The sequence below is a fragment of the Teretinema zuelzerae genome (genome assembly GCF_021021555.1).
GTDB classification, from domain to species: Bacteria; Spirochaetota; Spirochaetia; order Treponematales; family Treponemataceae; genus Teretinema; species Teretinema zuelzerae.
The window spans coordinates 1,176,095-1,191,181 of sequence record NZ_JAINWA010000003.1 but is presented as its reverse complement, the minus strand read 5'-3'; the positions used below and the strand labels follow the sequence as shown (position 1 = coordinate 1,191,181).

At 45.7% G+C, this 15,087-nt stretch carries 13 protein-coding genes; 11 read left to right on the top strand and 2 right to left on the bottom strand.

Annotated elements, in window-relative coordinates:
* The first annotated feature begins 1 nt into the window (after position 1).
* The 4 genes from K7J14_RS12415 to K7J14_RS12400 all read left to right on the top strand — a co-directional run bounded on the left by K7J14_RS12415 (position 2) and on the right by K7J14_RS12400 (position 5,264).
* Positions 2–1,648 (top strand): class I SAM-dependent DNA methyltransferase, encoded by a 1,647-nt coding sequence (locus K7J14_RS12415; RefSeq protein WP_230756799.1) that lies wholly within the window; start codon positions 2–4, stop codon positions 1,646–1,648.
* A gap of 124 nt (positions 1,649–1,772) precedes the next feature.
* Complete coding sequence (locus K7J14_RS12410) at positions 1,773–2,654, top strand: Abi family protein (protein WP_230756797.1); 882 nt, start codon at positions 1,773–1,775, stop codon at positions 2,652–2,654.
* Positions 2,651–4,090, top strand: a complete 1,440-nt coding sequence (locus tag K7J14_RS12405) for a restriction endonuclease subunit S (RefSeq protein WP_230756796.1) — start codon at positions 2,651–2,653, stop codon at positions 4,088–4,090. The genes K7J14_RS12410 and K7J14_RS12405 overlap by 4 nt, the downstream gene beginning before the upstream one ends.
* 1 nt (position 4,091) lies before the next feature.
* Positions 4,092–5,264: a DUF4268 domain-containing protein gene (locus K7J14_RS12400; RefSeq protein WP_230756794.1), complete on the top strand. Its 1,173-nt coding sequence runs from the start codon at positions 4,092–4,094 to the stop codon at positions 5,262–5,264.
* A gap of 14 nt (positions 5,265–5,278) precedes the next feature.
* Here K7J14_RS12400 and K7J14_RS12395 read toward each other — a convergent pair whose 3' ends face one another.
* A complete protein-coding gene (locus K7J14_RS12395; protein WP_230756792.1) occupies positions 5,279–5,629 on the bottom strand; it encodes a type II toxin-antitoxin system PemK/MazF family toxin in 351 nt (116 codons plus the stop codon).
* Positions 5,622–6,812 carry a helix-turn-helix domain-containing protein gene (locus tag K7J14_RS12390; protein ID WP_230756789.1) on the bottom strand — a complete coding sequence of 397 codons (1,191 nt, stop codon included), beginning with the start codon at positions 6,810–6,812 and terminating at the stop codon, positions 5,622–5,624. The genes K7J14_RS12395 and K7J14_RS12390 overlap by 8 nt, the downstream gene beginning before the upstream one ends.
* Before the next feature lie 265 nt (positions 6,813–7,077).
* On the opposite strand from K7J14_RS12390, the gene K7J14_RS12385 reads away from it, so the two are divergent.
* The 7 genes from K7J14_RS12385 to K7J14_RS12355 all read left to right on the top strand — a co-directional run bounded on the left by K7J14_RS12385 (position 7,078) and on the right by K7J14_RS12355 (position 15,072).
* Positions 7,078–7,320 (top strand): DUF2188 domain-containing protein, encoded by a 243-nt coding sequence (locus tag K7J14_RS12385; RefSeq protein WP_330165601.1) that lies wholly within the window; start codon positions 7,078–7,080, stop codon positions 7,318–7,320.
* Positions 7,286–7,516: a YjzC family protein gene (locus tag K7J14_RS12380; RefSeq protein ID WP_330165600.1), complete on the top strand. Its 231-nt coding sequence runs from the start codon at positions 7,286–7,288 to the stop codon at positions 7,514–7,516. Before K7J14_RS12385 ends, K7J14_RS12380 begins: the two co-directional genes overlap by 35 nt.
* A gap of 172 nt (positions 7,517–7,688) precedes the next feature.
* Complete coding sequence (locus K7J14_RS12375; RefSeq protein ID WP_230756782.1) at positions 7,689–10,832, top strand: type I restriction endonuclease subunit R; 3,144 nt, start codon at positions 7,689–7,691, stop codon at positions 10,830–10,832.
* Positions 10,833–10,958: 126 nt separating this feature from the next.
* Positions 10,959–11,528, top strand: a complete 570-nt coding sequence (locus K7J14_RS12370; protein WP_230756779.1) for a hypothetical protein — start codon at positions 10,959–10,961, stop codon at positions 11,526–11,528.
* 562 nt (positions 11,529–12,090) lie between these two features.
* Positions 12,091–13,191, top strand: coding sequence for a hypothetical protein (locus K7J14_RS12365; protein ID WP_230756776.1), 1,101 nt, complete (start codon positions 12,091–12,093; stop codon positions 13,189–13,191).
* A gap of 46 nt (positions 13,192–13,237) precedes the next feature.
* A complete protein-coding gene (locus K7J14_RS12360) occupies positions 13,238–13,879 on the top strand; it encodes a hypothetical protein (RefSeq protein WP_230756774.1) in 642 nt (213 codons plus the stop codon).
* Positions 13,876–15,072, top strand: coding sequence for a tyrosine-type recombinase/integrase (locus K7J14_RS12355; protein ID WP_230756771.1), 1,197 nt, complete (start codon positions 13,876–13,878; stop codon positions 15,070–15,072). The genes K7J14_RS12360 and K7J14_RS12355 overlap by 4 nt, the downstream gene beginning before the upstream one ends.
* Positions 15,073–15,087: the final 15 nt, after the last annotated feature.

The window sequence follows — 15,087 nt, the reverse complement described above, 5'->3', positions numbered from 1 at the left end:
CATGACACCTGAACAAATTGCTTTTCTTTCCTCTCTTGAAACAAAACTCTGGACTGCCGCTAATAAGCTACTCCCGAGCCTAGATGCCGCGCGGTATAAGCATATCATGCTCGGACTTATCTTCTTGAAATACGTCTCGGACTCCTTCAATATCCGGGTTGATGAGCTTACGAAGGACTTTAGCGACCCAGATGCCGACTATTTTCTTGGCGATGACGTCGATAATAACCTCCTTCTTGGGGAGCTCGAAAACCGTGACTATTACACTGAAAAAAATGTATTTTGGGTACCTGAATGTGCCCGGTGGAAAAATATTGAGGCAACCTGCCGACTCCCCCTCGGCTTAAAGCTCCCCTGGGGCGACGAATTCAAGGGCGTCGGTAAACTTCTTGATGACGCGATGGACGCCATTGAGCGCGAGAACCCGAAACTCAAGAATATCCTTTTCAAGGACTTTGCCCGGGAGGGAATCGAGGATCGGGTATACGGGCAACTGATCAGCGATATCGTAAGCACGATTCCCTTTACCCATGAAACCCTTGGTTCGAAGGACATTCTCGGTCATGTGTACGAGTATTTTCTTGGCGAGTTCGCAAGCGCGGAAGGCAAGAAGGGTGGGCAATTCTATACCCCAAAATCCATCGTAAGCCTCATAGTCGAGATCCTTGAACCCTATGCCGGGCGCGTATATGATCCGGCCATGGGTTCTGGCGGCTTTTTCGTCCAGTCCGAGAAGTTTATCGAGGCGCACTCCGATACCCGGGGCACGATCTCAGTCTATGGTCAGGAATCGAATCCCACAACGTGGCGGCTTGCGGCCATGAATATGGCCATCCGGGGGATCGACTTTAACTTCGGCGGCGAGCCGGGGAATACCTTCACCCGCGATATGCACCCCGATCTCCGGGCCGATTTCGTAATGGCAAACCCGCCGTTCAACCAGGACGAATGGTGGGACGAATCCCTCGCAAGCGATCGCCGGTGGGAGGGTTTCCTAACACCCCCAAAGCGTAACGCGAATTTCGCCTGGCTTCTGCACATGCTCTATCACCTAAACGAAAACGGCTCTCTGGGGCTCCTTCTTGCCAACGGTTCCATGAGTTCTGCGACTAATGGCGAGGACGAGATTCGGAAGAAGCTGCTAGAAAATGACCTTGTGGAATGCATGGTCGCCCTCCCTGGCCAGCTTTTCACGAATACGCAGATTCCCGCATGTATTTGGTTCCTTACCAAGAATAAAAAGGCACGAACCCTTGCGAAAGGTACATTCCGCGATCGTCGGGGTGAAGTCCTCTTCATAGATGCACGAAATTTGGGGTCCATGGTGAGCCGGGTTCAGCGCATCTTTTCGGACGATGATATCGCTAAGATAGCTGGAACGGTTCATGCTTGGAAGACCGGTAAGTCATACGAAAACGTAACCGGATTTTGCAAGTCTGCCTCCATGGATGAACTCAAAAAGAACGATTTTGTACTTACACCCGGCCGATATGTCGGCTCTGCCGTGGTAGAAACCGATGATGAACCGTTTGTCGAGAAAATGGAGCGCCTAACAACCATTCTTGGGCATCAGTTTGCCGAAGGCAGCCGCCTGGAATTGGAGATCCGTACCCAACTCGCCTCCATCGGTTTTGAGATTCCCGAATGACTGTTGACAACATAAAAATGGTGAGATACTATTTAGTCAATAGGACCCGCAACGGGACAGCTTCGGCTGCCGCACCAGTGCGGGTTGTTTTTTTATTCCCTCACCAAGCTTTGGCGGGGTTTTAATGAGAAAAAAGTACGAAAAACCCGCATTACCTGTCGTAGCTCAGCTAGAAATTCTTAAAAATCGTGGCTTGACGATAGATAACCTTGAAAATGCTGATAAATATCTCACATTTCATAATTATTACTACGTAAGTGGGTATATCTACTATTTTGAGAAAAAAGCCGAATATCGAACCCATGTACTCTCCGCGCCTTTCATGTTTTCTGATGTACAGGCGCTCATGACCTTTGATCAGACTTTGCGGGAACTAGTCCTTTCGGCTATTCAACCGATAGAGGTCGCTATTCGATGTACTTTAGCCCGTATTGTATCCCTTAAATATGGGCCGTTTTGTCTTGAGAACCCTGAAATCCTGAAAAAAAAATATCGGTATGAGAATCTACAGAAAACACTAAACAAGGCATTAACGGAACATGAAAATGAGCCTTTCATCTCGCATTTCACGAGTACCTACGAAGATCCCATTCCTCCAATTTGGGTGATGACCGAGATACTTTCCATCGGGTCCGTTTCCTGGATTTATGATAGCCTTACTACTGATTTGCAGAAACAAATTGCCCATGAGCTGGATGTAGATCACATATTATTGGTTTCTTGGCTTAGGGCGATCACGGAGCTTCGAAATACCTGTGCTCATCATTCGCGACTCTGGAATAAGGTTTTCGTGAATGCCCCTAAGATTCGCAAGACCGAGCGGCGTTTTTCCTTTCGTTCAGACGGGGAGAATCGTCTAGGTTCGCTCATTCCGTTTATTATAGATTTACTTACGACAATATCCGCGCTTCCCGACTGGGAAGCGCGTCTAAGTCAGCTCCTTATGAGTTGTCCCTATATAAAACCCGATGATCTTGGACTTTCTGCGTGGTGGAGCATTTCATGACTAAAAACCTTCTAAAAAATACAATTGATAAAGGAGGGGAAGTCTCCCCCCTCGCTGCAAACTCCTCGTCGTCACCTTCGGCTCCTCCTGCGGGGTTTTCCGCTCCCCCCCACGAAGAGCTACCAACGGGGTGGCGTATTGTTTCGGTTAATGATATAGCACAAAAAACAACCATTGGCCCATTTGGCTCTAGGATGAAAAGTGAGACATATACTAAGTCCGGTGTTCCAGTAATACGAGGAACAAATCTGAGTAACGGTAAATTACTATCGGGAGATTGGGTATATATTTCTGAGGAATTTGCTGATGAATTATCTAATTGCGTAGTAACCAAAGAAGATCTAGTATTTCCTCATCGAGGTTCAATCGGTGAAGTAGGTGTCGTCCCTCCCAATCCAGACCGATATGTTATCTCCTCAAGCTTAATGATGCTTCGATGTGACAAAACTAAGGCTTTGTCAGATTACTTGTATTATTTCTTTAAATCCTCCAAGGGTAAATTTGAGTTGCTGAAAAACGCATCACAAGTCGGAACTCCTGGAATTGGACAACCTTTAAGTTCTCTACGTGATATCGAGATATCATTACCACCACTTTCAGAACAGTATAAAATTTCCCAAATACTTTCTTCTCTCGATGCAAAAATGGAACTCAATCGCACGACTAATCAAACTCTCGAAGAAATAGCCAAAGCCCTTTTCAAGAGCTGGTTTGTGGACTTTGATCCAGTTTACGCTAAAACCCGAGGCGAACACCCCGTGGGTATGGATGACGCCACTGCGGCCCTCTTCCCTGACAACTTAGTAGAGTCAGAACTCGGATTGATCCCGCAAGGGTGGGAAATTAAGCCAATTACTCAATTATTGCTGTTTAATCCTGCTACGAAGATGGCCAAGAAAAATGCCCGTTACATCGATATGAAGAATATTCCTATTGCAGGGCCTGCCGTTATTGATATGACCTATCGTGAATTTACTTCAGGATCAAAATTTGTTAATGGAGATACTATTTTTGCAAGAATTACGCCATGTACTGAAAATGGTAAAACTGCATACATTAATACACTTGAAATAAATGAAGTAGCTTGGGGTTCGACTGAATTTATTGTTATTCGACCACAATCTACCATACCTTCAGAAATTGGTTATTTTTTTGCTCGAGATGAATCATTTCGTGCATTTGCGATTGCAAATATGACCGGATCGAGTGGAAGGCAACGTGTTCCGGTTAATATCTTCGAAAAGTATTTAGTAGTAATACCCCCGATTGAAATTTATACGGCATTTGGAAGAATAGCTCACCAAACCATTAACCTGATAACCCAAAAGGATCAGGAAATTAAAGTTTTAGCAAATATTCGTGACACCCTCATCCCCAAGCTGATGTCTGGGAAAATATCGGTCAGAAATATTCCTAGTAATTATCAAGGAGTGTGATATGTTCAAAATTGATCCAAATACAAATAGAATTATTCCCCTTGAAGTGAAACGGTTCTTAGAACTCCAGTTTGAAGAACGAAAACATCTCCAAGAATGGCTGGAGCATGCTCCCGAAGTTTTTGGGGAAGAGCTTCTATTTATTCAAAAAGAATTTGATGGTTTTGATGAAACGCGAGAACGGCTTGATTTACTGGCTTTGGATAAGGAAGGGTCGCTCGTTATAATAGAGAATAAACTGGATGATTCGGGACGCGATGTCGTTTGGCAAGTTCAGAAATACGCGAGTTATTGCGCGAATTTAAGTAAAAGTCAAATAATCGACATCTATCAGAAATACCTCAATGATCTTCCTAAAATAGATGGAATAGGACCTGCAAAAGCGGAAGATAAAATACTCGAGTTCCTTGACCAAAATGATATAAACGAAGTTGTATTGAATCGGGCACAAAGCCAACGACTCTTCCTCGTGGCAGCAAACTATCGGAAGGAAGTTACAAATACAGTACTATGGCTTATTCAATATGGTATATCCTGCCAATGCTTCAAAGCTACACCCTATGCTTGGGGAGATGAATTGTTCTTGGATATCCAGCAAATTATTCCGCCCCCTGAAGGTAAAGACTTTATGATTGGCATGGCCGATAAAGAAAAGGAAGAAAAGGCGACTGGAGAAGAATTAAAACAACGTCATTTATTACGATTAGCGTTTTGGGAATCAGCTCTTGAGGCATTTCGTAAGAGTAAATGTCGACTATTTGATAGTATTAGCCCTTCTAAGGATCATTGGCTTTCAGCCGGTTCTGGAACAAGTGGCTTGATTTATGAACTTATTTTTGGGAAGGACGAATCCCGGATTCAAGTGAATATAGTAAGACAGGATGCTACACAAAATCTATTCGCTTTTAATAAATTGCTAGAAAAAAAAGAAGTAATAGAGCATGACTTTGGGCAATCGTTAGATTGGTTAGAATTGCCTGGTAAGAAGTCCTCTCGAATTCAATATGCAAAGGCTTTTGATGGTTATACGAGACAGAATTGGGTCGAAATCGTGCAATGGATGGTATCAAATATGACTAAATTGGAACAGGCTATGCAGAGCCACCTTGATTCCATATCAAAAGAACTTCGAACTTTACCTCAAGCTAGTTCGTCAACACCTTCGGATATTTAATAAGGAATGTTATGTTAAATCGCACCGATGCATATTTGGATTGCGGTACAAATTCCATCCAATTCGTTTTCTGATAGGGATCCGATTTTCTTTGAAAATCTTTCTTCCGATACAGATTTCATCTGAAAACAATCCGCTGCTGATTCCTTTCTTAAACCATTTGTGACGGATCTTTTTAGTGGGACAAGCCAAGGTGATTTCGAGAATGCATCTTGCCAACCTGTGATTGGAACGACGATGCGGAGGGGGAGTCGGCCGATGGTGTCTAAAGACACCACCACCGCAGTCCTCGTTTTTTTAATCTCAGACCCTATGGTTGGATCAAAATTGACCAACCATACTTCGCCTCGCCGGGGATTATTCATACTCCTCCACGTCATCCAAAATGTCAAACTCGCCTAACGCCCCGCCCTTTTCATAAAAGCTTGCAATTGATTCTGAAGCCAACAATAACTGTTTTTCACGCTCATCGGGCGTTAAAGCTAAGAACGCCTGGATTGACGATTCTGGAACAATTTCCATCTCCGATTTCACCTCAAGATAGTCAGGATATATCTCTTGGGCTTTCGTTTCTGAAATCCGTCCTTCTGCAACGGCGCGAAAAATATAACGCTTTATCTGAGTCGGTTCCTCTGGGTAATTCCATATTCCGGGTTCTACAGTACTAATTCCCTTGCTTCGGAAGCTTATAAACATACTTTTAAACGCCGATTCCGTTAGTATTCCGAGGTCCTTTGCTCGATAGGTAAGCGCTTGAATACTCATTCCATATTTCTCTTTGAGTAAGCATAATTCTGGAATGGAAAATGATGTACGAGATGTCCCCATGTCTTGGTAAAGCATCCTCGCAGGGGCAAGAAAAGCCCCCGCAAAACGATTAGCGATCTTCTCGTTTAATTTATAGTCTTCATTTCCCCCAACTAAGTGACCTAACTCATGCGCGATGGTAAGGCGGATTCGATCCACGCTTTTTCCCAAGTCATAGACGATTATCTTTCTGTCACCTGCCAATGAACCAACAAGACCATCCATACCCGCTATTTCTGAGGGCAGAGGCACTAATACGATGCCCTTACTCTCGAGTAATTCCGAAAGCGATTTAATCGGCAAATCATCAAGTTTCCATCGAATTCGTAATTTTTCAGCGATAGCTTCAGCTTCATCCAGGGTGGTAATCGTACGGAATACTGGAAGATCTGAGCTCTCTGCTTCTATGCCGCAGACACTCTCAACTTGTAATAACCGTTCAACCTTTTGCCCTGCAAGAATTTTTATCCGCTCTTGTGTGACCTGCGTAACAGATGCTTTCTTCCTAAAAGCTTGCCAGTTTATGGAAATATCAGATTCAGAGAAAAAATAGTCCGTTTTTACGCCTAAGATGGCGGCTAAATCGCGAAGCACCAGGGCATTCGGCGTGGATTGATTAAGCTCATATTTAGAAAGGATAGCTCGGGATAGTTTTCTCCCCCGATTCGACAGCTCATTTGCTACGTCCTGGAGAGACATCCCGTTAATAATACGCTTTTGACGTAAACGGTCCCCAATCATAATATTTACACTCCTGTTTACAATATCGACTATTTATGACATTTTGTCAAATATTATGAGAAAAAATTGATATTTAAGTTGACGTTTGTAGTTCAATTAGTTATCTTCGTGAATAAGGACAAAAAAGGCCTGAAAGCTGCTACTTTCAGGCCTGAGCCGATCGTCGATCGGTTTTGTTCTACTCTGGGAGCAAAACGGTAAGTTCAGGTTAAAAGTAAACGCTTTTAGGTCTACTCGTCAAGCTCCCTTTTATAGGGGCCATTTTATGGCTAATGATCGAATGGTGTATCGTCGAAGTGACGGTACATGGGTTAACAAGCGTAATGACGCAGGGAAGGCTTCCAGCCTTCATGGTACACAAGGAGAAGCGTTAGCCGTTGCTCATCAAAACCTTGTAAATCAGGGTGGAGGTGAGCTGATCACAAAAGGTCTTAACGGTCGTATTCGGAGTAAGGATACAATCCCTCTCGGAAATGATCCTTTCCCTCCTAAAGATCGGGAGCACTGACATGGCTACACGATACAAAACGGGCGATAAAGCCCCCTACAAAGCTTGGTATGACTGGGACGGTTATACCGACGGAACTCGAACTCCTTCCCCGACACAAGACGAGAAGCGAATACCCCTTGAAACTGGAGAAACCTTTCCTCCGATAAAATCGTGTGGTAAAGGCGCTTACTGGGTGTACTCATCTAGCCGGTAACCTTGTACTAGGTATGAGGTAAAGTGAATTCGCAAGTCCTCCTGTAAAAACGGGAGGACTTTTTTTTGCCCCTGCAAGGACTATCTGCCTCGATCTTTTCTGCTTTTCCCTCTCTTTTCCGTATTTTATGATAAAATAGAGATAATATTGCCTGAAATGGGGATAACAAAACATGACCGAAGACCAACTTGAGCAGCTTACCCTTTCCTGGTTTCGGGATCAGGGATACGATTATGCCTTCGGGCCGGATATCGCGCATGACGGGGATTATCCTGAACGGGATAATTACCACCAGGTCGTGCTTCCGAAGCGCCTAATCGGCGCGCTTGAACGGTTAAATCCTTCCATCCCGACGCATGCCCTCGATGAAGTTCGGGCCCGGATGCAGAAACCCGGGGCTCTGACCGCGATAGCGAATAATCGGCAGTTTCAAGAATGGCTTCTTGATGGAGTCCCGGTAGAATACGCGAAAGATGGGCGGAAAACCGGGGATAGGGTTAAGCTCATAGATTTCGCGAATACCGATGCGAACGAATTTCTCGTCGCGAATCAGTATACAATCCAAGGGACGAAGCAGCCGCGACGACCGGATATCGTCGTGTTTATCAATGGACTCCCCATTTCGGTCATCGAACTCAAGAACCCCGCCGATGAGCAAGCCGATATCTGGGCCGCTTTCCAGCAGCTTCAGACCTATAAAGCCGAGATTTCCGACCTTTTTATCTATAACGAAGCCTTAATCATCTCCGACGGGACAAACGCCCGGCTTGGATCCCTTACTGCCGATGAAGAGCGGTTCATGCGATGGAGGACCATCAAAAACGAGAATGATCGTCCGCTCCTATCCTTCGAGCTTGAAACCTTGGTTAAGGGCTTCTTTGATAAGGAGCTTCTTCTCGATTACATCCGGTATTTCGTGCTATTCGAGACTAATGGCGACACGATTATCAAGAAAATAGCTGGATACCATCAATTCCATGCCGTTCGGGAGGCGGTTCGGGCCACCGTAATCGCCGCCGAGAATGACCCGGATGTGGCCGCAGAGCCTCGGGCGGATTATGCTGACCGTGTGGTTCCTGGCTGCAAGAAGGGCGGGGTGATCTGGCATACCCAAGGGTCGGGGAAAAGCATATCCATGGCCTGTTTCGCGGGGAAACTCTTACAGCAGGCTTCGATGAAGAATCCCACCCTCATCGTGGTTACCGACCGGAACGATCTGGACGGGCAGCTTTTCGAGACTTTTACGGGCGCGAAAATGCTGTTGAAGCAGATCCCGGTACAGGTTGAAGACGTGGATGATCTTCGGGAGCTCCTTTCGACCAGGCCGTCAGGTGGAATCTTCTTCACTACCATCCAGAAGTTCCAGGTTCGGGAAGATGAGGATCGTTTCCCCATCTTGAACGACCGGCATAATCTCGTGGTTATGGCCGATGAAGCACATCGGAGCCAATATGGCGATAAGGCGATCTTAAACCGGAAAACTGGTAAATATACCTACGGATTCTCGAAAAACATGCGGGATGCCCTCCCGAATGCCACCTTCGTCGGATTTACGGGAACGCCGGTATCCCAGGAAGATCGTGATACGGTGGCGGTTTTCGGCGAGTACGTGAGTATCTATGATATCCAGGACGCTGTGGAGGATGGCGCAACCGTTCCGATTTATTATGAAAGCCGACTAGCCAAGTTGGACCTGAAAGAAGCGGAAATCCCGGTTCTGGACGACGAAATCGACGAGATTATCGAGGATGACGAGGATCTCAAGGCCCGGGAACAGACGAAGAGCAAGTGGGCTGCCCTTGAAAAGCTCGTTGGGGCAAAACCCCGGTTGGAACAGGTTGCGCGGGATATCGTGGAGCACTACGAGGAACGTACCGCATCTGTCGCGGGTAAAGCGATGATCGTGTGTATGAGCCGTGAAATTTGCGCCCACTTGTATAACGAAATCGTCGCGCTGAGGCCGGAATGGCACTCAGAAGATCCCTTACAGGGGGGAATCAAGATCATCATGACCGGTTCAGCCTCTGATAAACCGCTTATTCAGCCGCATATCTATAACGCTAAAACCAAGAAGAAACTCGAAAAACGTTTCAAGAATCCCGTTGATCCCCTCAATATCGTAATAGTACGGGATATGTGGCTTACCGGCTTCGACGCGCCATGTTGCCATACCATGTATATCGATAAGCCCATGAAAGGGCATAACCTGATGCAGGCGATTGCCCGGGTTAACCGCGTTTTCAAGGGAAAAGAGGGCGGTCTCGTCGTCGATTATATCGGAATCGCCAATGAACTCAGAAATGCCCTGGTAACCTATACCCAATCACGGGGTAAGGGTAAGCCGACAGTCGATACCCATGACGCCTATGCGATGATGCTTGAGTATATCGACGTGATTCGTGGATTATTCCACGGATTCGATTATTCAGCCTATGAAGCCCAACCGATACCCCTTTTAGTACCCGCTGCGAACCATGTTTTGGGTATCGATGACGGGAAAAAGCGTTTCTTTGATGCCGTACTCGCCCTCAGCAAGGCCCATTCCCTCTGTTCGACCCTGGATGAGGCCCGTGCGAATCGTGAGGAAATCGCGTTTTTCCAGGCCGTAAAGGCGGTTATTACGAAGGCTTCAGGCTCGGATTCAAAACTTACGGAAGATCAGAAGAATAACGCTCTCAAGCAGATCCTGGATAACGCCGTCGTCGCCCAGGGAATCGATAATATCTTCGCTCTCGCGGGACTCGACCGTCCTGATTTATCGATACTCTCTGATGAATTCTTGGCTGAAGTTGGCAGTATGCCCGCCCGAAACCTTGCCGTGGAGCTCCTGCAAAAGCTCATGAATGATGAGATTAAGTCCCGGATGCGTACCAACCTCGTACAGGAGAAGAAATACTCCGATCGGCTGATGGATACCCTGAAAAAGTACCGAAATCGGTCCATCGAGAGCGCTCAGGTCATCGAGGAACTCATCAATCTCGCCAAAGAGTTCAGGGAAGGGATGAAACGAGGGGAAGATCTCGGTCTCAACCCCGATGAAATGGCCTTTTATGACGCCCTCGCCAATAACGAAAGCGCCGTCCGGGATTTAGGCGATGATGTCTTGAAGAAGATAGCCCATGAGATCACGGAAAAACTCAGGAAAAGCACCACGGTAGACTGGCAACGCCGGGATAGCGTACGCGCAAAACTCAGGAATTTGGTGCGGATTACGCTCCGCAAGTACAAGTACCCGCCCGACCGAACCGAGGAAGCGATTGACCTCGTGATCAAGCAAGCCGAAGTACTTTCAAACGAGTGGACTAGCGGGCTGTAGAGCCCGCATAATTTTCCGCCGAGCCACTTTTCGCCTTTCATGAGTTTCGTCGACGGATCTGGTTACGCCCTCGGCGGAAAGTCATGAAAGACGAGGAGGGGCGAGGCGGGGGGAATAGAGGAATTTATGGAGAATACCGCTAAAGCTGAAATTCAAAAAAGTGAAGAGAAGAGAAATTTGGTTGCCCCTTATAACGCTCAAAATGCAATCCAATATGATCCACTGGCACCTGAGATCATGAAGAAATTTATTGCAAATGAATATACTGAGAAAGAAGCGATTGCGTATGCTCTAGAAGGTTGTGATTTATGTCGTAAAGGGATAGCCGAATTCGAAAATAATGAAGAAAAGGATATGAACCCGTATCTCGAGTTCATTAAAATTACGCTCCCACAAAAACTTCAATCGTATGAAGATGTAATTCAAAAGATTACAGCTTCCAATAATGGACCTCGCATCAAGATAAAACCGGAATTTTCAGAGAAAGCTTTTATAAGGGTAATTAGTTTATTAAATTCACTGTCTGAAAAACGGATGCCTGATTCTTTCTGGGGTGATTTATTTGAGTCCACTGAGTTTAGTTGTACAGTAAAATCTATACATTCGGTCAGACATGATGATCAAGATGAAACACGAGATTTCTTGCAACTTGTACTGCCGCACCTACCCACAAAAGACACTAAAAAGAAGACTTGAGAAATAAAAAGATAAAATCTTTTTTCAGGAAGGCTCTTTCGAAGAAGTAAAAACTGAAAGAGCCTTTCTCAATTTTAAATTGAATTGTTACTTAAATATATATAATACAATACTTTATTTTTACATTATAGATTTTTCCAAATTCCAAAAAAAATAGTAATCAAGAGACTCAGTGCTTCGATAAATCTGATCAATCTCAATTTCTTGAGGTGCGCCTTTTGCGCCAGATTAGTGGCCAAGGAGGTGTACATGATACGTACCCTATTCCAGAAATTGTCTATGCGTGTTCGCGTGTATCGCTGTTACAAGCGATCTAGGGTTTTCCGTGTTTTCTACTCGGTAAAACATCACAATTTTCCCATCACGCCCAATCTCGTTTTATATGTGAGGCCAGTGCAAGTTTCCCATGAGTTTGGCGAAAGATTTGGTGCCGAGAATTTTCTTATCGAAACTACTCCCGCACAGTCCTCTCGATCCAATCTCGTACTCGAGCTGGTAAAACCCTGCTGTTCATTTGCTGGATATGAGCCTTCCGATTTTGATGATTATGAGGGAGGTGATAATGTACCGGCATGAAATGGAAGAGGGGTTACCTGTTCCCAATTTTATCCCTCAGGATGAAAAGGGAAATCAAGATATGAATCCGAACAATTATGCCTATACCCAAGATGGCGGTGGCCGTTACCGTGCCTTCCATATTTTATTCGGACTCTATTTCTTGATTGGTATGGGGGTTCTCTTCACTATTCTAAGGGAAGCCGTTATCTGTACTGGAGGATCCGTCCCACGGAATCCGACGGATCTCCTAGCGCAATTTCCTGAATTGCGGGTTGAGTTCATGAATTACATGTCTGAACACCTCCTAGTGATGCCCAATCGTAAGGTACTTAATTTTGCTGCCTTCATGAATCTTTTGGAAAGGGGCGAGGACCCGCTAAGTAGACTGGATAAATGGATCCATGATAGCGGACGTTATATCGCTCATCGTTTGACGTACCAAACAGGAGCGAAATTCGAATCTGAATACTTGGGGCTTAGAACTATAGCCATCAAGGACTATATCGATTCATGCGTAGGGGATGAAGCAACGTCAAACCTCCTGCATTTTTTCTTTGCTACCTGTCTCATTGGTTGGCAAACTCTGAAGATGTTTGTGAGTATCGTGGGGCCAAAGAATGCTGGGAAAAGCACGGTATTCAAGCTTATCGAAAAGATGTTCGGATCTTATTCCGCAACATTTCCTCCCGATTGGTTTCATCCATCAAAAGAAGAACGTTTGGCAAAGGAACTCTTTACAAGCTCAGGTATTCGGTTTTTGAGAATCGATGAGCTAGGGAAGGATTCGATTTTCAATGAGGCAGCTATCAAGAGAGTTACCGGCCGGGATGGAATAGTGAATCCATTCGTTACTCACTCGCTTCGTCTGTTTTATCCGCAGTGCAAATTCTTTTGTGATTCTAACTATCCTTTGAAACCGCAGTACGGAACTGAATCGACGATTTCTGACAGAACCTTCTATATTCCCTTCCGAAAAGTAATCCAGAAAGATCAACGGGATTTTTTCTTCGAGTCAAGGCTTGCGACGCAGGAGAATCTGGATATCTATTTTACTTGGCTCATCCAGAACTACGCGACGGCTGCAATAAACGGGAGGCTGTCATGATTCGTAATACGTACAGCCTGCGAAATGCGATATGGAGTGAAGTTGTATGAGAACAGCCCTTATGGTTCATTACGAAGAATTCCTGTTCTTGATAAGGAATTCTGGTCTCTTTTTTCTTGTGTACCTATGCGTTTCGGGTACTTCACCGCTTGGGAGAAGCACTCAGCCAAAGACTATTTTCCAGCTGTACGATGCGTACGTGAGATCGACAAAGCTCATTTATCGGCATCTGGCTATAGAGTTCGGTTACGCGTACGACGATGATGGAAATTTGATGAGCGATCATGAGATTTTTCTTCAAATCAAGGTTCTCACTATCAAGGACTTCAGGAAGGTAATGGATGAGTACCTCGGAGCTGCACATCCTGAAAATCGATCCTCCCGGGGTTATGGGTATCCGAATGTCTACGTAAAGGACCTGTTAATTTTCTGGCTGCATGTACCGGCGGTGCGAGATTTCCTAAAGAGTTTTGACGTCCTGCTTGAGTCTTTGGATCGTATCAAGACAGGTGAAGATTCGATTGCGTCTGTGGAAGCCTTCCGAGATTTTGCAAACCCCTTCATCGTTTCCGCATTTGAGGAGATGACTGAAAAGAAGGCGTTAACCCTACAAAATGCCAACCCTGCGAGTCAGGTAATGCTGGCGATGTACCTTATGAACGAAAGGAGCAACGAGGACGTACTATGATACTTCGAAAATACCGTATCTACCGCCGGAGTAACGGAGTCTATTATTACATTTTCTTTGATCCCATCACCGGAAAGGAGATGAAAGCCCGTTCAACAGGTGCCAGAAATAGGTCAGAAGCTGAAAAGGTTGCGGCTCGTGCGTATAGGCAGTTTCTCGATGAACAGCGCATGACGGTAATTACCGCAAAGATGCCCGTCGGACGTTACGTTGAGTGGTTTTATGGAGAAGAGAACTCATCATGGTACGCCGAAAAAAGGGAACGGGATGAGAATGCCTTCTTGTCGGACCATATACGGGCAACGAGAAGTTACTTCGCTCGGTACCTAAAAAGGATTATCGGTGACGACATCATCCTGGCTGAGGTCACGCCGTTTTGGTTAAGGAGAGTCCAACGGGAACTTCGTGACAAATATCCAAAGCTAACGCCACAAACGATCAACGCGATTTTTGCGTCCCTGACAAAGCCACTTCGGTACGCTGCAACGCAATGGATAATCCAACGGGATCCGACTGAAAATATCCTTGCTTTTGCGGCACGCCGTAAAATTACAGGCTGCTTTGAGCAGTTCGAAGTGAATTCCTTGTTGTCATTAGGATGGGAATCCCTCATCGGTAAGCTTATGTTCATGGTCGCGATACATACGGGTATGCGCATGGGGGAGATCCTTGCATTGAAAAAGGGAGATCTTCAATGCCGTGTAAACGGGACGGGCGAGCTGTATCTCGTCGCAATAACGCACTCCTGGTCGAAGACGCATGGGCTGAAATCCCCGAAGAGCGGGAAAACGAGGACCGTACCAATTCCGGCATGGCTGTGGAATCAGCTCTGGTCATTTGTCGGTCAGGAAAAGAATGACGATGCTTTCGTCTTCGCTTCATCAAATTCGGGAAAGCCCGTGTCCGACAAATTACCAAGGTGGGCTCTGAATCGTGCTCTTCAAGGGATTGGCATAACCGAAGAACAACAACGGGAACGAAATCTTCGGTTCCATAGTACGCGGCATTACTTCAACTCGATGATGGCACCGCATCTTCAGAATGAGGCTCTACGCAAGGTCATCGGGCATAGTAGCCCCGAAATGACCGACCACTATCATCACGTCACAGACATCGAATTGCGAATGGTAAAAGATGCCCAGGAGTTAGCTTTCCCGATAATTCCATTCACGGCAAGGGGGGCAACTGCGTGATGAATGAGAGATGCT

What these genes read in the sequence shown, in the direction of transcription:
- K7J14_RS12415 (WP_230756799.1), top strand. Translation starts at nt 2, where the DNA reads ATGACACCTGAACAAATTGCTTTTCTTTCCTCTCTTGAAACAAAACTC.
- K7J14_RS12410 (WP_230756797.1), top strand. Translation starts at nt 1,773, where the DNA reads ATGAGAAAAAAGTACGAAAAACCCGCATTACCTGTCGTAGCTCAGCTA.
- K7J14_RS12405 (WP_230756796.1), top strand. Translation starts at nt 2,651, where the DNA reads ATGACTAAAAACCTTCTAAAAAATACAATTGATAAAGGAGGGGAAGTC.
- K7J14_RS12400 (WP_230756794.1), top strand. Translation starts at nt 4,092, where the DNA reads ATGTTCAAAATTGATCCAAATACAAATAGAATTATTCCCCTTGAAGTG.
- K7J14_RS12395 (WP_230756792.1), bottom strand. Translation starts at nt 5,629, where the DNA reads ATGAATAATCCCCGGCGAGGCGAAGTATGGTTGGTCAATTTTGATCCA.
- K7J14_RS12390 (WP_230756789.1), bottom strand. Translation starts at nt 6,812, where the DNA reads ATGATTGGGGACCGTTTACGTCAAAAGCGTATTATTAACGGGATGTCT.
- K7J14_RS12385 (WP_330165601.1), top strand. Translation starts at nt 7,078, where the DNA reads ATGGCTAATGATCGAATGGTGTATCGTCGAAGTGACGGTACATGGGTT.
- K7J14_RS12380 (WP_330165600.1), top strand. Translation starts at nt 7,286, where the DNA reads ATGATCCTTTCCCTCCTAAAGATCGGGAGCACTGACATGGCTACACGA.
- K7J14_RS12375 (WP_230756782.1), top strand. Translation starts at nt 7,689, where the DNA reads ATGACCGAAGACCAACTTGAGCAGCTTACCCTTTCCTGGTTTCGGGAT.
- K7J14_RS12370 (WP_230756779.1), top strand. Translation starts at nt 10,959, where the DNA reads ATGGAGAATACCGCTAAAGCTGAAATTCAAAAAAGTGAAGAGAAGAGA.
- K7J14_RS12365 (WP_230756776.1), top strand. Translation starts at nt 12,091, where the DNA reads ATGTACCGGCATGAAATGGAAGAGGGGTTACCTGTTCCCAATTTTATC.
- K7J14_RS12360 (WP_230756774.1), top strand. Translation starts at nt 13,238, where the DNA reads ATGAGAACAGCCCTTATGGTTCATTACGAAGAATTCCTGTTCTTGATA.
- K7J14_RS12355 (WP_230756771.1), top strand. Translation starts at nt 13,876, where the DNA reads ATGATACTTCGAAAATACCGTATCTACCGCCGGAGTAACGGAGTCTAT.